We start from the raw sequence: 18,348 nt of genomic DNA on the forward strand, positions 1-18,348 counted from the left end.
ATAGCCTTAAACCAAGATGAGCCAGAGCCTCCGTTCCTGAGAAACGAAAACGGTCTCAAATCATCTGACGACGGACAGCCCGCCGACGTCTACTTCGGCCGCGGGCAGGCCATCCTCACCGAACGCGAAAGGATCAAACGCCAGACTATCCAACAGAGACGCTTGCAGCATCAGCTGCAGGCCGCATAGCCTTAAACCAAGATGAGCCAGAGCCTCCGTTCCTGAGAAACGAAAACGGTCTCAAATCATCTGACGACGGACATATGGCTCCGCTCGGCGGTCTCTACCAAGCTGCACCCGCCCAGCTATTGATAATTATCTCCAATCATCAGATCGCGAACAATATATTGGACCAGCATTCTGACAGCGACTAGCCCTGTCCCTGCCTAAGGACTGGATGGGTTCAATACCAATGAGATTCAGAACACCCAAAGTTGCCAACAAGCCCGTGGAAAGTGTGGCGACAGATGCCAGGACTGGCGCAGGCGTGATCGACATTCTGAATACTGGAATGCTCACATGCGATTCGGGTGTCACGGAGTCGCCGCGGACAAATGCTGTAAGCAATAAGGCCACCCTACTCTCTCAAGGCTTCCCGATCATCTCGCAGCACGGCGGCCTTCTCACGAAGAGCGACGCTCCTTTCCGGACCCTGTTCAATATGGTCCCAACCATAATCTGGACTGCGGCTCCCGACGGAACAATCACCTTCGTTAACGAACAGTGGTACCGCTTCTGCGGCATCGCGACTGAACAGAATACCAGCAGTTGGCCCGAACGGACTGTTCATGCCGACGACCGGGGCCCCTGCATGGAAGCGTGGATCTCGGCGACGCGAAGCGGCGGCGATTACGAAACCGAGATTCGCATCCGTCGCCATGACGGTGAATATCGCTGGTTCCTTACCCGGGCCATTGCGGTTCGGAATGACGAAGGCACCATAACGGCTTGGTTTGGGACGACTACCGATATCCATGACCGCAAGCTCGCCGAAGAAGCCCTGCGTGCCAGCGAGGCGCGCTTCCGCACCATAGTCGAAACGGCTAACGAGGGCATCTGGCTGATTGGCGCGGATGCGCGGACGCAGTTCGTGAATGCACGGATGGCGGCCATGCTGGGGTGCACCCCGGCCGAGATGATCGGGCGTCCGGCGCTGGAGTTCACCTTCCCCGAAGACGAGCCGAACCACCGCGAGCGGGTCGGCCGCAATCTGGCCGGCGGGTTTGAGCAGTTCGAGATCCGCTTTCGGCATAGGGACGGCGCGGCTATTCCCGTCCTGGCCGCCACGAGCGCCCTGCGTGACGAGTTGGGACAGGTCTCGGGTGCGTTGGGCATGTTCTCCGACATGACAGAAAAGAAGCGGCTGGAGGAGCAGCAGGCCCTGCTCATGCGCGAACTCCAGCACCGGGTGAAGAACACCCTGAGCACGGTGCAAGCCTTGGTGAACTCCACAGCCCGCAACGCGACATCGCTTCAGAACTTCAGGAGTTCCTTGACCCATAGGATCATATCCCTTGCAAAGACCCACACACTCTTGTTGGACAACGAAATGGCGGGCGTGCAACTGCGGGATATTCTGCGCAGTGAACTCGAGCCTTACGACGATCAGACCGGCACACGCGTCATCCTGACGGGGCCGAACCTGGACGTGCCTTCCCACCTTACTCTGGCTGTCGGGATGGCAGTACATGAACTGACGACGAACGCGGCGAAATATGGTGCGCTATCCAGTCCGCGAGGATGCGTTCATGTCAAATGGAGCTTGCCTGCCGCGAACGTCGAGGAAAGTCGAATCCGGTTCGAATGGTTGGAACAAGGTGGCCCTCCCGTGACCGTGCCGGACCGCAAGGGCTTTGGAACAACGCTGCTGGAGCGCGTGCTGAGTCGGCAGCTTGGTGGTGACGTTGAGATGGTATTTGCGCCGAAGGGGCTCCGGGTGCGGGTTGAGACGGCCTTGGCGGGTGCGGCACGGTCGTGATCGCCTGCACTCCGGGGCAATCCTCCCGAAGTAGGCCCAGCTCGAGCACTTGCTCGGCGTGGCCTCAGCGTTCTCGGACATACAGGCCGGATGAAGCTCTTTGCTCCATCCAGCATCATGACGCAGGCATCACGGCTGAATCGATCGGCACTCTTCAGAAAGGTGATCTCGGCTTAGTCGTCGATACCTCGGCTAGCTTAGACCTAGATTCCAAGCATCTTTTTGCTTCCGGAAGTCTGTGGGCCCGCCCCGTGCGCGACGCAATCCCTCGGTCGGGCGTGCCGAAATCTCTGAGCAGAAACCCATTGATATGTTTCTGATATTATAGGTCTTCTAACAATATATTGGACCCTGGACAACGCGGCACCTATCTCTCCCCAAGATGATGCCCATGACCATCAGCCCACACTGGCCCGAAACAGGCCGTTGAACTGGCGGCGCAAGAAAGTCCGATTGGCCAGAGCCATCATCGACGCCTCCAAGCTTTACACGCAAGCCGGGATATTCACCTGCGACTTCGACTTCACTTCGACCTCCGCCCAAAAGGCTGATCCGATTATTGCGCCACGCGCCCGGCCAGCTTGCCGGGGCGCGATGATCTGACACTTGTCCGATGGGGTTGAGGCAATGCCAGCAGAAGGACCAAGCCATGCGTCAAGTGCAAAACATTTCCCCAGTCGGCCGGTACGCTGCGCTCGGCTGCGTCATCGGGACGGGCGCGCTCGCCTTCCTTCCCGCTCCGCAACTCGCCAGCTTGACCCCGATCCTGACCTTGGCCGCGGCCTTCGGTTTGGTGTCCGTGCTGGGCCTCTCCCAGTTGCTCCAGGCCAAGCGCGCCCTCCAGCCCTGCCGCTTTTCCTACAGGCGAGCGAGGTTGAACTGCGCAGAGACGTCCCCGCCTCGAACTCTTCAAGATGCGAGATTTCAAGCCCACTCGCAGCGGGAGATCGCCTGAGAAAGGCAAATGGCACTGGTGCCAAAGCGCCATCCAGATAAGGAAAATAGGAAGTACGCAATGATGCGAAGAATTCTACCAAGCTTGCTCATGAGCGCGCTCGGCGTTCTCGCGGGATCGGCCACGGTGCAAACCGCGCACGCCCAGCAACCGCCTCCATCGATCAGGCCGGCGCTCAGTCAGGACGTCGGGACCGCCCTCTCGGCCTTGAACAAGACGCTCTCGGCACCGGAGCTATCGTTTATGGCCCGAACCGCCCGAGTTTACTTGGACGAATCCGGACAACCGCTTCACATCTTCCATACCATGAACGTCGTCGTGCGCCGTCCGGACAAGCTCAAAATCCAGGTGACCGGCGATGACGGCTCCAATGATCTGTTCTACGACGGCAAGTCGGTTACCCTCTTCTCGCCTGATCGCAAGGTGTACTCGATGATGTACGCCCCGGGGGGCATCCCGGCAGCTCTGACCGAGGTGCTCGACAAGCTCAACATCGATTTTCCGCTGGTCAACTTCTTTGGCGTGTCGCCGGACCAATCGCTCCTGCGCAACCCTGTCGCTGGCTGGCAAGTCGGGACGGCCACAATCGACGGCATCGAGTGCCGGCATCTGTTCCTTCATCTGGGGGCAGGCACCGAACTGGAATTGTGGGTCGAGAATAATAAAGCGGCCATTCCGCGTCGTTTGATCGTCACCTACCGATTGCTCCCCGGTCAGCCGAGGTTCGTCGCCGAATTCACGAACTGGGACCGGCAGGTTCATTCCCCGGACGCCGTGTTCGACTTCCAGCCGCCCGCCGATGCGAAACCGATCGAGTTGACGCCGGCCTCTGCCCCGGGACAGCAAAGGAAGCAGTGATGAGGCATTTGATACGGATTTTCGCGGGCCTTCTCGCCGTCACCGCAGCAGCCTCGGATGGGGCCGTTGCCCAACCCGCTCTGCCCCACTTGCCGGGTCCGCCATCGGGTGCCTTCCCGCGCCCGCCATCGGGTGGTCCACCGATGATGGGTCGCCACCTTGGCCCACCGAGCGGCGGCGCAATCCACGGCCGTGTCGGATCGCGAAACGTGGTGGCGCCCGTTCGTGGCGGAAACGTCGCCGCGCACGGCCGTGTGGGCTCGGGGAACGTGGTCGGCTCCGGCAACGTCACGGTCAACCGCGGCGGCAATGCCTATGCCGGCGCGTTTTATGGCGGCCGATCCGGATCCTATGCTGGTCGGTACGGATCCTATGGGAGCGGATACTACAATCGTCACTGGGCCTATGCGGCGGGTGCCGCTACCGGCACCGCTGTCGGAGCGGCCGCAGCCTCCAGCGGGAACGGATATTACAGTAACGGAAGCGGATACTACAGCAGTGGAAACAGCTACTACAGCAACGATGGCGGGTATTCGAGTAGTGGCGGCCGATCCTCTGGTGGAAGCACCAGATCGGCCAACGCTCGTCAGCGCTCGTCGTCCGCGAGTGATAACTGTCGCTGAAGTATGGCAGGCGGCAGTACCCCGACCTGGTCGAGACCATCTGCTGCGTCCCGGCTTGTTGGCGATTTTGCTGCGCTGAGCGCGAACTCCTGTCAGCTTTGACTGGGACGGCGCTGTTAACCCCGAGGTTCGTGCCCTGCGTCCGCCAAGGCACGAACCGGTCTCCTCGACCGCCCCTCTCCCGAGACGTTGAATCAGGGCCGAGTAATTATGAACGATACGACCAAATCCCAGCCGCCGCTGTATCGGACCGATGCCCGGACGCGCAAGAATATCCCGCCGCTCCCCCATTCGGTCCAAGAGCATCTCGGCTGCGAACTTCGGGCGGAATACTTCCAGCGAGGAGACAGGCCCAAATACCTCGGCGACACGGCTCTGCCGCTCGAGTTCGATTTCCACCTCTACCGTCTGGAGGAGTCGGAGCGGGCCTCCAGGCTGGCTCGGATTCAAGAACAGGGCGTGCTCGCTGTGGCGAATGCCCTCTCAGACCTGATCCAACAGGGAATGTAGGTTGAGCGCCTGGAGCTGGCCTTGATCGGGAAGACGGCCTAGTGCGCGCTCAGAACCAAGAAAACCGGTTCGGGTTCGCCTTGCTCTCCCGCGCGAACCAGGCAGCCGCCTTTGACGGGATATCGCGCTCCTGGAGCAGGCGCTGGTTTTCACGGCGAAGGCGGATCAGCTCTTCGCGCTCGGCCGTCGCTGCGCCTGCCGGTATCGCGATCAGCCTGACGGACCCAGTTCGCGATGGATTGCGCGGTCGGCTCGACTTCCCGCGACAGCTCTTCAGGCGCTCGCCCCGATCGAACCAGCTCGACCATTTGCCGCCGGAACTCCGGCGGATAAGTGAGTGATGATGGGCAGGCGCAAGCTCCAGTCGGACGAATCGGCCGAAGTCGCAGATATGCGGAGGGCACAGCGTATTGGTCCCGCTCGCGGCTGCGGTTCGGCAAATGGCCTTGCCCCCCGCCGGCTAGGAGCGCCCGCTGGAAGAAGTCAGAGTCGCTGCCGACGTGATCGCAGGTGCCACATTGTGATTGAGCACCGAAGCGCGACCCCGTCTCCAATGTTGTCTAAACCATTCAAGCTACGAGGTTATCTTCCTCGCCAGAAGGGTCACAACCGGCGCCGATCGCGACCGCTGTGAGCACAAAAATTATTCATTCGAATCAATTAGTTAAAGGCATGGCTCGCGGGGTCAACGTTGGGCGCCTACTCACATTCTGGCTGCATTTCATCCGACCAGGCTGGGTCGTCGATAGCTTCGAGTTCGGCAGAGCCGGCTATCGCGATGACAAGTGCTATCGGTTATGCAGTTGGTGCAATCTTCGCAGTCATCTGGGCCAGCCTGCATCGCTAATCTCATTGACACGCTGCGTATCAAGCTGACCCCGCCTGAGCCGCCTTCACGCTGAAAGCCATCTGGTTGATCATCGGCTGGCTGAGAGCAGCCTTGCTGGGCTGCAAGTACGGCTTCATTTTAACGGCGAGCGTTGGTCGGCGCGGCATCCGCAGGAATTCCGAAGCCCAAGCCATGGAGTCAGGCTGAAGCTCGTCGCCGCGAGATCGCCGGTTGTCGAAGCACTCGATTGCGGCCACCTTGACCTTATCTCATGGCCGGGATCGCCACCGCGACACCGATGGAGTTCATGCGATGAGCTGACAGGCGCTTCTACGGACCTTGATCGCGACGAAGATGAGGATCGACGGACGGCTCGTCGCCGGCTCGGTTATGTTCGGAGTCGGTTGGGGCCTGGCAGGGTTCTGCCCCGGCCCGGCCGTCTCGGCACTGTCGCTGGGATCGGTGCCAGTCTTCCTTTTCGTCGTGGCGATGGCAACCGGGATGATCCTGCACGACCGTATCATCGCTCCGCGGCCGCCGGCCGGGCATTGAGGTCGGGATAAAAAGTGTCCTCAATTGCGCTTCTCGAAGAGGGTTCATGCCTGAGATCGCTATCCATCTGACCCTGCTCGCAGTCGCGTTCACTGGCACCATCGCGGGGCTCGTCGTCAGCTATCTCGATTGGACGGTGTCAGGAAATCTCATCTGGAGCGCGGCCACCATTCCCGTCGCCGCGGCGCTCACCATTTCGATCCTCCGTGACCTGTTGATCGGACGCGTCGGGGTGGACGCCATTGCGCTCGTGGCCATGGTCGCGTCCATCGCCATGGGGGAGCCCCTGGCGGGAACCGTGGTCGCCATGATGTATTCTGGCGGGAACCTGTTGGAGGATTACGCGCGGGGCAAGGCGGAGCGGGAACTCCGTTCGCTACGGGATCGCAGCCCGCGGATCGCCCATCGTCGGGAAGCGAATGGGCTTGTCGATATCGCCGCGGAGGAGGTCCGTCCCGGAGACGAGCTCCTGGTTCGCGCCGGCGAATTGCTGCCTGTCGATGGCGTACTGCTCGATGCACGGGCCAAGCTAGACGAGTCCGCCGTGACCGGCGAACCTCTGCCTGAAACCAGATCGAAGGGCGACCTGCTGCGCAGCGGCACCGTGAATGCGGGCGAAGCCGTTCGCTACCGCGCCGCCGCGGCCGCGAACGAGAGCACTTACGCCGGCATCGTCCGGATGGTTGAAGCGGCGCAAACCGCGAAAGCCCCCTTCATCCGCATGGCCGACCGCTTTGCCCTGCTCCTGCTGCCGGCAACCCTGCTCGTCGCCGGGCTGGCCTGGTGGCTGTCCGGGGATCCGATCCGAGCCCTCGCCGTCCTGGTAGTCGCCACCCCCTGCCCGCTCATCCTGGCAGCTCCGGTCGCCTTCATCGGTGGGGTCTCGCGAGCGGCGCGTTCAGGCATTCTGATCAAGGGCAGCTCCGCCATCGAAGCGCTCGGGCGCACCCGCACGGCGATCTTCGACAAGACGGGAACCTTGACCGAGGGCGGCGCGCGGCTGGTCGCGCTGCACACCGCTCCCGATGTCGAGGCGGACGAGATCCTGCGGCTCGTGGCTTCGCTTGAGCAAGCCTCCCATCATGTGCTGGCCGAGACGCTCGTCGGGCTTGCACACCGAAAGGGGCTTCCTCTCTCGCACCCTTCCGATGTCCGCGAATATCGGGGCTCGGGCCTTGATGGGACCGTGGACGGCCGTCGGCTCCGGGCTGGCTCTCGAAGCCTCGTGCTTGGAGAGGCTCCGCTTCCGGGCTGGATTCCATCACAGGAAGAATGGCACGAATCCCCCGGTGCTCTCAGAATTTTCGTGACCGTCGAGGGAAAGGCTGTCGCTCTGCTGACCATGGCGGATGCCATCCGTCCCGACGCTTCCCAGACACTGAGGCGTCTGCGCGATATCGGCGTCGACCGCGTTCTCATGGTAACGGGCGACGATGCCGAGACGGCCGCCGCGGTCGCGGCTCAGCTTTCCATCGACGAGGTTCGGGCGAATTGCAGCCCTGCCGAGAAGGTCACTGCCATCATGGCTGAAAGGGATCGGCAAGCCACGATGATGGTGGGCGACGGCCTCAATGACGCCCCTGCCCTCGCGGCGGCCGATATCGGCATGGCGATGGGCGCAAGAGGCGCGACGGCTTCGTCGGAGGCGGCAGATGTCGTGATCCTCGTCGACAAGGTCGAACGGGTGGCGGAAGCTGTCGCGATCGCGCAAAGGACCCACGAGATCGCCCGGCAGAGCATCGTCGTGGGCCTTGGCTTGTCCGGCATCGCCATGGTTTTCGCCGCCTTCGGTTTGATCCCTCCCGTGGCCGGGGCCCTTCTTCAGGAGGGCATCGATATCGCGGTCATTCTCAACGCGTTGCGAACGCTTGCAGGGCCGAAAGAATGGCGCTTCCGGCTCGCTTGGAAGCGGCGCCAGTTCGCCCATGATCGCAGGCCCTGAGCAGCTCGCTCTCCCATCATTTCGTTTTTGATTTCTCTCAAAGTAACCGACCGAGATCCGTGCTTGGTTCACGCCATCGGTCCGGTAGGCCGTGCGTCAGGTCCCGGGCTTCGATCGAGCGGCACGATCTTCGCGGCTCTACCGCACCGCTCGCCATCGTCTCACAGGAGGCCATCATGGCAGAAGCAGCAACCAAGCTTCCGATCAAGAGTGAAACCCGTGCGCCTTCGCCCCGCCGAACCGAGCCGGCGGGCCTGGAAGGTTTCTGGAGCGAGATGGAGAGGCTGTTCGACACTTTCGGCTTTCGCTCCGGCCGACGTCCGTTCGCGAGCACGCCTTCCTTCGACCTATCCCTGCCGCGCTTCGAGCGTTGGGGGAGCGTCCCTGCGGTCGACGTGTCCAAGACGGACAAGCTCTACGAGATCACGGCCGAGCTTCCGGGCATGGCCCTGGCTGACGTCCAGGTCAAACTATCCGAAGGCGTTCTGACGATCAGCGGCGAGAAGAAGAGCGAGAAGGAGCGCAAGGACGAGGACGCCTATGTCTCCGAGCGCCGCTACGGTTCCTTCGTCCGCTCGTTTCGCCTGCCTGACGACATCGCCGCCGACAAGATCGAAGCGAACTTCGCCAACGGCATCCTGACCATCAACGTGCCGAGACAGGCAAAGGCTCAGCCGGAGGAAGAGGTCATCCCCGTCAAGGCGGCCTGACGCCGTCGGCAGTGCGCGGCAAGCGATCGCATTCCCCACGTTGGGTCCCGGCGCTTGCCGCAATGAGGGGCAATCGGGGGAGCGGCTGCCTGATCAATCTAGAATGCCAATGATGTATGTCGTAACGCTCCATCTTGCGCGAACGCCCGTGGATCCGGACGGACACCCAGGCTGCGGATACGAGATTCACGCACCGCTGGACACGAAACTTCATCTTGATCCCAAAGCTTGGCTGCGAAACCGCGACAAGTGCCGTGTTCGACGCTTCTGGGTTGGTGAAGCCGATCGAAACGGCTTGCTGGTGCATCGGGCCGGCTGATCGGACGGTGCAACTTGGTGCATCGACTACGACGATGCCAGCACTGCCGACGACGAACCCGGGTTCCGGTTCGACGGCCGTCGCTTCGGAGCGGGCGACTATATTTCGATCAGAAATGCCGAGGATGGGGTTCTGTTGCCCTTCCGAGTTGCATCGATGAAGCTGAAATCAACCCGCCTGCGGGTGAAGCAGCGGAACTTTCGTTCCTCCTCCGCGCTGAACCGCCGTTCGGCGTGATCCTCGCACTCGAAGGCTCCGCGATGAGTTCGAACATTCGCAACTTCGCCAGCATCATGGTTTGCGTGGGACTGTCGAGCGGCGCCGAAAACCGTGTGGAGCTGGCTACCTCGCTCGCATCCCGTTTCGGCAGCCGCCTGATCGGCGTTGCCGCCGAGGAGGCAGCGATCCCCTATCTCGAAGACGGTTTGGGTACCGCGCGTCCGATCCTAGTCGAGAATGCCCGAAACGCCGCCATGGAAGACCTCGCGCAAGCAGAGACGAACTTCCGACGTGGTGCCGGCTCGCTGCCGGACATCGAGTGGCGCTGGAGTATTGAAGAGCCCAACTCGTTCATCGCCAGCCAGGCACGCGCCGCGGATCTCGTGGTCGTAGCAAGGTCGTCTTTGGGAACTTCCCAACGGCTCATGACGATCGATCCCGGCGACGCAGTCTTGCGATTGGGCCGCCCCGTGCTTGTCGTCCCGCACGACGGCCGGGAGATACTAGCCCGGAGTGTCACAGTAGCCTGGAAGGATACAAGGGAAGCGCGGCGCGCGGTGCTCGATGCGCTGCCATTTCTCCAACGCGCCGAAACCGTGACGGTGCTTTCCGTTGACGGGGAAGCAAGTACGGCGGGCACGGAGGATGTCTGCGCGCACCTGGAGCGCCACGGCATTGCCAGTCGGCCCCTGGCACGCGCATCGCTGTCGGGTTCCCGCGCCGATGCCATCGTGGATGCTGCGCTTGAGGAAGGTAGCGATCTGATCGTGTCGGGCGCCTACGGGCACAACCGGATGCGAGAATGGGTTTTCGGAGGCGTTACTGGCGATCTTCTCGCCCGTTCACCAATAGCCTGCTTAATGTCGCACTGAAACCTAAACAAATTCTAAGTTAATAAAACAATAATGGCTTTTCAAGCACCTAAAGATTGATAATCGCTAATTTGAAATTGCCTCTAAACGCTAGAATACAAACGTACCCAAACACAGGAGGTTGCCATGGGTGATTTGTCTCTTCGCGAAAACGTCCTGAACGAGCTTGAATTCGAGCCCAGCGTCAATGCGGCCCATATCCGGCGTCGCCGCCGAGAACGGTGTCGTGACCCTATCCGGCCATGTCGGCAGCTACGCCGAGAAGCTGATGGCCGAGCGCGTCGTCCAGCGCGTGAAAGGCGTCCGCGCGATCGCGCAGGAAATCGAGGTCCGCTGGCCTTCCGATCAGAAGACGAACGATGACGAGATCGCGCAGCGGGCGCTCAAGATCATCGAATGGGACACCACCATTCCCAAAGGCAAAGTCCAACTCAAGGTGCAGAAGGGCTGGGTCACCCTGACCGGCGAGGTCCCCTGGTACTTCCAGAGCAGCGCCGCAGAAACCGCCATTCGGAAGCTGTCGGGCGTAACCGGCATCACCAATAACATTACCATCAAGCCCGCCGTCCAGGCCGGCGACATCAAGCACCGGATCGAGGACGCTTTGAAGCGCAATGCGGAACTCGAGGCGAACCAGATCCGCGTGCTCGTATCGGGCGGCCGGGTGACCCTCGAGGGCAAGGTGAGCGCCTGGCACGAACGTGTGCTCGCCGAACGAGCGGCCTGGGCCGCTCCCGGGGTCGCGATTGTCGAGGACCGTCTAGCAGTGGCCTGAGAACTTCCCGAGAGAATCAGACCGGCCGCGATCCGCGTCTCGGTCGGTCCCTCCAGACAATCTCGAAGGCTGACTCATGTCGAGGATCGATTATGCTTGCGACACGACTGGCGAAGCCGGAAGAGCAGAGCATTCGAAGAACCCATTCCGCTCTGATCCCGGCATACCTCATGCGCGACGATGGAAGCGTGATCAGGATTTGGCCTAGCGGGCAGATCGAGCGGATCGGCGCGCAGCCCGGCAACTGTGATTGCCGCTTTCCCGAAAACGAGAAATCGGGCCTTGGCGATAAGAGATTGCCCGACTGAGTTGGAGTTCGGCGGCATCCACGGACGCAACTTCATCCCGCGTTCAAGGTCTTGATTCCGGCGCCGCGCTTCCATGTAGCGCTCCCCTGCCGATTTGAAACAGAGAAATCGTGTGGCGTGCGAGGTCAACAATGTCGAATATGGTCGACCCTCAATCCGATTGTGACCAATGCAACACCCTGCTTCTCAGCGCTTATTTCTGCGCCACGGGCAAATCAATGCTCGATAATCACTTACGAAAATCAATAGAACACGCGTTGACGACGCTGCTTAAGGCAAAGGATAAAAAAACCGCATCAAATATTATCCTTTTTTGTCGCAGATCTGCAAATAGGCAGATCACCGATCGATAGGACGAAGCGTTTCATCGAGTAGCCGTTTCTCGAGACGCTCGATGAGTTCTGCTTGCGTCGCCAGGATGCGCAACCGCGCCTCGGGAAGCGAGAACCAGGCCGCTCGGTCGATCTCGGGAAATCGGTGAATCCGTCCGCTGCCGCGCGGCCATTCCAGCTCAACCTCGCTGCCGCAACGAATCCGCTCCGTGTCCAGGTCGCCCTCGATGGCAAAGGCTTCGACGATCTTTCCGGACCTTTGTCGAATACATCCCAGCGGAGCGAGAGACCCCTCGAGCACGGTTCCCAGCTCTTCGGCGAACTCCCGCCGCGCCGCATCTTCGGCGGACTCCTCCGGACATGGCTCGCCCTTCGGGATGGACCAGGCGCCGAAATCCTTGCGCCGCCAGAACGGGCCACCCGGATGGACGAGGAGAACCTGGGTTCCTTCCTCCGCAACGCGATACATGAGAATCCCGGCACTGGACGCAGCCATCGAAAAGATTCCCGTCGCCTCCGGAATTTGCGTTGCATCAAAGACCGGAAGACGATCCCGGAGGAATCTTTCCATTGCCACCATTCAGGCGACCGAGACAATTCAGGAGGTTCACATGCCTACGACGAAGCCTGTCTCCAACTCTCTCGCTCCGGACCAGATCGGCCCCACCGCCATGGTCGACGAAGGCATGCAGATTGTCAAAGCGCAGCTCGCCACGGCAACCGTGCTGCCGCAGAAAATCTGGGAGACCCAGTTCGCGATCACCTCGGAAATCCTGGCCTTCATGGGCCGCCGCATGCAAGCCCAAGCGGAGTTCTGCGCCAAGCTCGGCCGCTGCAAGGAGATCGGCCAGGCGGTCGACGCCCAGCAGGATTTCGCCAAGGGCGTCGGCGGCGCCTATGCCGACGAGGCCGAGAAATTGTCGACGCTCGCGCGGAAGAATATGGATGCCTGGACCGGCGTCGGCGCACAATACGTGTCGGGCTGGACTGGCAACCACAAGGCTGCAGCTTAAGTCTCAATTCGGAAGCCTGTCTGAGTCGAGATTCAACCATTCGGCTCAGGCAGCTATCCTGTTGATCTTGCCACCGCCAATGCATCTTCGGCGATGCCAGCTTCCTCGTCGGTCGGGATCACTAAAGCCGCGACACGTGAATTGACCCGTTGATCCGGGTTGCGTTGGCCCCATTCGCGGCCTCGCCGAGCTCGAGATCCAACCATTTCAATCGCCTCGCCACGGCGGCGCGGATTGGCGGCTGATGCTCGCCGATTCCGGCCGTGAAGACGATCGCGTCGAGACCACCAAGCGTCGCCGCAAGCCGACCGACCTCCCCCGCCATGCGAAAGCAGAAAAGGTCGAGAGCCTCGTGTGCCTCGGGCCTTTCGAGGAGATTGCGGCTTCGGGGCTGATTCCGGAAACGCCGAGCAAGCCACTGCGGCGGTAGAGCAGATCTTCCAACCGACCGACATCGTAACCCTCGGCGAGCAGATGCAGCAGGACGCCGGGGTCGATCGCTCCGCACCGGGTTGCCATCGGAATGCCGTCGAGCGCCGAGAAGCCCATCGACGTATCGCGACTGATGCCGCCTTCCAGTCCGCAGAGGCTGGCGCCGCTGCCGAGATGCGCGACCACCACGCGGCCCTTCGCGATCACCGGCTCACTGCGCGCCAGCTCGCCGGCGATGAAGCGATAGGAGAGGCCGTGGAAGCCGTAGCGCTTGATGCCCTGATCGTGCATCGCGCGGGGAATGGCGAAGCGGCGCGCGACATCGGCATTGGTTCGGTGAAATGCCGTATCGAAGGATGCCGTCTGCGGCAGTTCCAACCGTAGCTTGCGGATCGCACGGATCAGCCCGAGCCTCTGCGGCTGATGGAGCGGCGCCAGAGGAACAAGCGCCTCAAGTGCCCTCATGACAGCGTCGTCGACGCGGACGGGACCGTCGAAGCTCTCGCCGCCATGGACGATGCGATGGCCCATCGCGACGACGTTGCCGAGGTCGAAATGCCAGGAAAGCCGCCGGAAGGCCTCGCTCAGAACGATGTCGAGCGCAGCGCCAGGGTTCGCTTCGAGAGCGATATCGAAGGTGTCGGGCCCTTCGATCAGCCGGAAGCGCAAGGGCGGTTCGCGGAAATCGATCACCCCCTTGCCGATCCGCTTCGGTCCAGCCTAGGTCAGCGCGAACAGCCCGATCTTCACCGTCGAGGAGCCGGCATTGAAGGTGACGAGAAGCCGCTCGCTCATGCCGGCACCGTAAGGGATTGGCGATGGGCGGCGACGAGCTTTGCCAGCGCCGCCGAGGCGATGCGGGTCTTCAGGGAATCAGCCCGACTCGTCAGGATGATCGGCACGCGCGCGCCAAGCACAAGTCCTGCCGCATCGGCATTGGCGAAATAGATCAGTTGCTTGGCCAGCATGTTGCCTGCCTCCAGATCCGGTACGAGAAGGATGTCGGCTTGGCCTGCGACCGGAGAGGCGATCCCCTTGGTCCGGGCCGCCTCCGGGCTGATCGCGTTGTCGAAGGCGAGCGGACCGTCGACCTTGGCTCCGGTGATCTGGCCGCGCGCCGCCATCACGGTGAGCGCGGCGGCATCGAGCGTCGAGGGCATCCGGTCGCTGACGGTCTCGACGGCGGCGAGCACCGCTACCAGCGGCTCTTCCAGGCCGAGCACATGCAGCATGTCGATCGCGTTCTGGCAGATGTCGCGCTTCTGCATCAGCGTCGGCTGGATGTTGACCGCGGCGTCCGTCACGATCAGCGGCTTGGGATAGGCCGGCAGGCTCATCGCATAGACATGGCTGATGCGCCGTTCGGTCGTGAGACCCGAGCCCGGGGCGACGACGGCGCCGAGCAGTTCGTCCGTGTGGAGACTGCCCTTCACGAGGGTCGCGACCCGGCCCGCCACGGCGAGCTCGACGGCACGTGCGGCGGCGGCATGGCTATGCGGAGCGGGCTCGATTGCGATCCCGTCGAGCGCGACACCTGCCTTCTCCGCGGCAACCTGGATCTTCGCCTCCGGGCCAACGAGAACCGGCTGCAACAGCCCCTCGTCACGGACTTCGATCGCGGCCAGGATGGCTTCCGGCGAGCAGGGATGGACGATCGCGGCGCTCAACGGCGGCAGGGCACGGGCTTGCGCCATGATGCTGTCGTAGCGATCGGAATGCTTCAGCGTGACCTCGGGAAGGCGCAGGCGCGGCCGGGTCACGCGTTGGCCGGGTGCCATCACCGTCGCCGTGCCGGACAAAACCGGTTCGCCGCGCTGGTTGGAGCAAGCCGTATCCAGCACGACGGCTCGCTTCGACGCCTCCTTGCTTCGGACCGTGACGGTCGCCGTAATGGTATCGCCGGGCGTGACCGGCTTCAGGAAGCGCAGATCCTGCCCGAGATAGATCGTACCCGGTCCGGGCAGCTTCGTGCCGAGCACCGCCGAGACCAGCGCCGCGGTCCACATGCCGTACGCCACGACATGCCCGATCGGATCACCCGCAGCGAAGGCTGCATCCAGATGGGCGGGGTTGGCATCCCCCGAGACGGCAGCGAACAGCTCGATGTCGTCAGGCCGGACGATGCGGACGGCGGACGCGCTTTCGCCGATCGCGATCTCGTCGAAGGTCCGGTTGGCGAGGAGCTCCTGATCCACGGCTCACCTTTGCAGCACATAGGTTCCCGGTGCATCGCAGAGCGGTTCTCGTCCGCTTCCAGCGTCACCGAACTCGGGTGGCACGACCTGCTCGGGTGACGATAAGCCCTCGAGCCATTCCGTCCAGGCCTCCCACCACGAGCCTTCGCGGGGTCGGGCAGCGGCGGACCATTCGTCGGGACCGAGACAGATGTCGCCATGCTTCTTCGCGAGCATCCGATACCGGCGCCCGGGATGACCGGGCTTGCTGACGATCCCCGCATTGTGCCCGCCGCTCGTCAGCACGAAGGTCAAGTCGGCATCGATCAGCAGGTGCAGCTTGTGGACTGAACGCCACGGCGCGACATGGTCGCGCTCGGTCGCGACCGCGAAGGTCGGCGTGCGGATATTCTGGAGCGCTGCCGGTCGGCCCTCCACCATGAAACGGCCGCTCGCCAGGTCGTTGTCGAGATAGAGGCCGCGCAGGTATTCCGCCTGCATGCGATAGGGCATGCGCGTGGAATCCGCATTCCAGGCCATCAGATCGAACATCGGGGAGCGTTCGCCCATCAGATAGTCGTGCACCAGTCGCGACCAGACCAGATCGTTCGAGCGCAGGAGCTGAAAGGCCGCGGCCATCTGGTCGGCCGACAGGTAGCCGCGGTTCCACATCATGCTGTCGAGGAAACGCAGCTCGCTCGTATCGATGAACAGCGCGAGCTCGCCCGGCTCGCTGAAATCGGTCTGGGCCGCGAGGAAGGTCAGCGAGGCCAGCCGCCCATCGTCGTCGCGCACCATCGCCGCGGCTGCGATCGCCAGCAGCGTCCCGCCTAGACAGTATCCGGCAGCGTGAACTTTCCGGCCGGGCATGATGGTCGTGATCGCGTCGAGCGCAGCCATCACGCCACTGCGGCGGTAATCATCGAGGGCGAGCTCCCGGTCGTCGGCATCGGGGTTTCGCCAGGAGATGCAGAAGACCGTGTAGCCTGCGCCAACGAGGTAGCGCACCAGCGAATTCTCCGGCGACAGGTCGAGGATGTAGTACTTCATGATCCAGGCGGGCACGATCAGGATCGGCTCGGCATGGACGGTCGTTGTCGACGGCGCGTATTGGATCAGCTCGATCAGGTGGTTGCGGAAGACGACCTTACCCGGCGTCGCCGCCACGTCCCGACCGACGACGAAGCGCTCCGCGCCAACGGGAGGCCGCCCGGCAAGCTGCCTTTGGATATCCTCGGCCCAGTTCTTCCAGCCCTCGATGAGATTCGCGCCTCCGGTCTGGCGGGTGCGTTCGATCACCTCCGGATTGGTCAGCGGGTTGTTGGACGGAGAGAAGACGTCGAGAACCTGCCGGGTGATGAAGGAAACCACCTCTTCATGGTGGCGCTCGAGGCCCGGCACCTCATGCGTGACATTGTGCCACCATTGCTGATTGAGCAGGAAGGCCTGCGCCATGAAGCTGAAGGGCCGCCTTCCCCATTCGGGGGCGGTGAAGCGATGATCGCCGGGCAACGGCCGAATGCAGGGATCGACATCGGTCTGGAAAAGACCCGATAGGGCGTGTCCTGCCAGACGAGCTCCCTTGCGCATCGCCTTGCTCGCGAGTTCGTATTGCTTGCCGGGCGCGGCTGTCAGGTGGATAGCCCAGTCGAGATAGGCCAGCGTCAAGGCCATCGGTGAGAAGCCGCCGGTGAATTTCGCCGTTGCAGCTTCGCGCATCCGATCGATCGCCGAGAACGCCTCTTCGCCGAGCGTCTCCTCCCTGCAAGGTTGCTGCCGCTTGGACTTCCGGGCCAAGCCGGTTCGGGACGAGGAATGCATGGCGTTCTTCCTTCGAAGCTCCCACCAAGATGCGCTGCGAATGCCGGGCGTTCCTTGAGCTTGGTCAAAGCCGATGCGCCCTCATCTCCGGTAGGTTCCTCAGCGCGCAGAGCGGGAGAATCCCATGAAGGCGATGGTTCTGAACGCCGCGGGCAGCCCGCTCATCGAGGAGACACGCCCCGATCCCGCACCTGCCCCGGGAGAGCTGCGGATCAGGGTCGAGGCCTGTGCGATCTGCCGCACGGATCTGCACGTCATCGATGGCGAACTACCTGATCTGCAATACCCGCGCGTTCCCGGCCACGAGGTCGTCGGTCGGGTCGACCTTATCGGAACGGATGTTGCGCCCGAACTGCTCGCCCGGCGCGTCGGCCTCGGCTGGCTGGGGCATACATGTGGGCATTGCCCCTACTGCCGCAGCCTGCGCGAGAACCTGTGCGATACTCCTGAATTCACCGGATATACGCGCGACGGCGGCTTCGCCACTCACGTGATTGCCGAAGCGGCCTATGTCTTCCCTCTCGACGAATTCCCCGATCCCGTCGCCGCCGCACCCTTGATGTGCGCAGGGTTGATCGGATGGCGCAGCCTGCGCAGCGCCTGCGCAGCGCGGCGGGTCGGCCTCTACGGCTTCGGCGCCGCCGCTCACATCCTCGCCCAGATCTGTCGCTGGCAGGGGCGCGAGGTCTATGCCTTTACCCGCCCGGGCGATGAGGCGGCCCAGGCCCATGCCCTATCGCTCGGTGCTTGCTGGGCGGGTAGTTCCGAGGAAAAGCCACCGGTGCCACTCGACGCCGCGCTGATCTTCGCCCCCTTCGGTACATTGATCCCGCTGGCCCTGAGCGCAGTCGCGAAGGGCGGGCGCGTCGTCTGCGGCGGCATCCATATGAGCGACATTCCCAGCTTCGGCTACGACCTGCTCTGGCACGAACGCGAATTGGTCTCGATCGCCAACCTCACGCGAGCCGACGGCCATGAATTCCTGTCCGTCGCCCGACAGGCGGGCATCGCGACGAAAACCACGGTCTATCGGCTGGAACAGGCAAACGAGGCACTGTCCGACCTGCGCGCCGGTCGGTTGCAGGGAGCGGCGGTCCTGGTCCCATGAAGCTTTCGCAACTCATAG

At 62.6% G+C, this 18,348-nt stretch carries 13 protein-coding genes and 3 pseudogenes; 11 read left to right on the forward strand and 5 right to left on the reverse strand.

Features of this window, described 5'->3' with window-relative positions:
* The 4 genes from AC1RMY_RS15710 to AC1RMY_RS15725 form a co-directional block, all read left to right on the forward strand.
* Nucleotides 1-189 (forward strand): hypothetical protein (locus AC1RMY_RS15710; protein ID WP_492866006.1); only part of this gene is annotated, 189 nt, incomplete at its 5' end.
* 298 nt (nucleotides 190-487) lie between these two features.
* On the forward strand, nucleotides 488-1,978 hold the full coding sequence (locus tag AC1RMY_RS15715; protein ID WP_492866008.1) for a PAS domain S-box protein: 1,491 nt from the start codon (nucleotides 488-490) through the stop codon (nucleotides 1,976-1,978).
* 1,045 nt (nucleotides 1,979-3,023) lie between these two features.
* On the forward strand, nucleotides 3,024-3,791 hold the full coding sequence (locus AC1RMY_RS15720; RefSeq protein ID WP_492866010.1) for a DUF2092 domain-containing protein: 768 nt from the start codon (nucleotides 3,024-3,026) through the stop codon (nucleotides 3,789-3,791).
* Nucleotides 3,792-4,624: 833 nt separating this feature from the next.
* Nucleotides 4,625-4,924 (forward strand): hypothetical protein, encoded by a 300-nt coding sequence (locus tag AC1RMY_RS15725; protein ID WP_492866012.1) that lies wholly within the window; start codon nucleotides 4,625-4,627, stop codon nucleotides 4,922-4,924.
* Between the two features lie 867 nt (nucleotides 4,925-5,791).
* On the opposite strand, the gene AC1RMY_RS15730 is transcribed toward AC1RMY_RS15725, so the two are convergent.
* Nucleotides 5,792-6,010 carry a hypothetical protein gene (locus AC1RMY_RS15730; protein ID WP_492866014.1) on the reverse strand — a complete coding sequence of 73 codons (219 nt, stop codon included), beginning with the start codon at nucleotides 6,008-6,010 and terminating at the stop codon, nucleotides 5,792-5,794.
* Between the two features lie 85 nt (nucleotides 6,011-6,095).
* Here AC1RMY_RS15730 and AC1RMY_RS15735 point away from each other — a divergent pair.
* The 5 genes and pseudogenes from AC1RMY_RS15735 to AC1RMY_RS15755 form a co-directional block, all read left to right on the forward strand.
* Nucleotides 6,096-6,305 (forward strand): annotated as a pseudogene (locus tag AC1RMY_RS15735) (DUF6691 family protein); the annotation flags it as partial.
* A 46-nt stretch (nucleotides 6,306-6,351) separates the two neighbouring features.
* Nucleotides 6,352-8,247 (forward strand): heavy metal translocating P-type ATPase, encoded by a 1,896-nt coding sequence (locus tag AC1RMY_RS15740; RefSeq protein WP_492866016.1) that lies wholly within the window; start codon nucleotides 6,352-6,354, stop codon nucleotides 8,245-8,247.
* Nucleotides 8,248-8,423: 176 nt separating this feature from the next.
* Nucleotides 8,424-8,957: an Hsp20/alpha crystallin family protein gene (locus tag AC1RMY_RS15745; protein WP_492866018.1), complete on the forward strand. Its 534-nt coding sequence runs from the start codon at nucleotides 8,424-8,426 to the stop codon at nucleotides 8,955-8,957.
* A gap of 552 nt (nucleotides 8,958-9,509) precedes the next feature.
* On the forward strand, nucleotides 9,510-10,367 hold the full coding sequence (locus tag AC1RMY_RS15750) for a universal stress protein (protein WP_492866020.1): 858 nt from the start codon (nucleotides 9,510-9,512) through the stop codon (nucleotides 10,365-10,367).
* Between the two features lie 126 nt (nucleotides 10,368-10,493).
* A pseudogene (locus tag AC1RMY_RS15755) lies at nucleotides 10,494-11,142 on the forward strand (BON domain-containing protein).
* A gap of 647 nt (nucleotides 11,143-11,789) precedes the next feature.
* Here AC1RMY_RS15755 and AC1RMY_RS15760 read toward each other — a convergent pair.
* Nucleotides 11,790-12,278 (reverse strand): NUDIX hydrolase, encoded by a 489-nt coding sequence (locus tag AC1RMY_RS15760; protein WP_492866022.1) that lies wholly within the window; start codon nucleotides 12,276-12,278, stop codon nucleotides 11,790-11,792.
* 115 nt (nucleotides 12,279-12,393) lie between these two features.
* Between AC1RMY_RS15760 and AC1RMY_RS15765 the strand changes: the two genes are divergently transcribed.
* A complete protein-coding gene (locus tag AC1RMY_RS15765; protein ID WP_492866024.1) occupies nucleotides 12,394-12,795 on the forward strand; it encodes a phasin family protein in 402 nt (133 codons plus the stop codon).
* 53 nt (nucleotides 12,796-12,848) lie between these two features.
* Here the strand turns inward: AC1RMY_RS15765 and AC1RMY_RS15770 are convergent.
* The 3 genes and pseudogenes from AC1RMY_RS15770 to AC1RMY_RS15780 form a co-directional block, all read right to left on the reverse strand.
* Nucleotides 12,849-14,022 (reverse strand): annotated as a pseudogene (locus tag AC1RMY_RS15770) (acetate/propionate family kinase).
* Nucleotides 14,019-15,422, reverse strand: a complete 1,404-nt coding sequence (locus AC1RMY_RS15775; protein WP_492866026.1) for a bifunctional enoyl-CoA hydratase/phosphate acetyltransferase — start codon at nucleotides 15,420-15,422, stop codon at nucleotides 14,019-14,021. The pseudogene AC1RMY_RS15770 and the gene AC1RMY_RS15775 overlap by 4 nt, the downstream one beginning before the upstream one ends.
* A 3-nt stretch (nucleotides 15,423-15,425) precedes the next feature.
* Entirely contained in the window at nucleotides 15,426-17,222 is a 1,797-nt protein-coding gene (locus AC1RMY_RS15780) for a PHA/PHB synthase family protein (RefSeq protein ID WP_492866028.1), read from the reverse strand.
* A gap of 124 nt (nucleotides 17,223-17,346) precedes the next feature.
* Between AC1RMY_RS15780 and AC1RMY_RS15785 the strand changes: the two genes are divergently transcribed.
* Entirely contained in the window at nucleotides 17,347-18,330 is a 984-nt protein-coding gene (locus AC1RMY_RS15785) for a zinc-dependent alcohol dehydrogenase family protein (RefSeq protein WP_492866030.1), read from the forward strand.
* Nucleotides 18,331-18,348: the final 18 nt, after the last annotated feature.

Source organism: Allobosea sp. GW822-FHT03F07 (genome assembly GCF_058801345.1).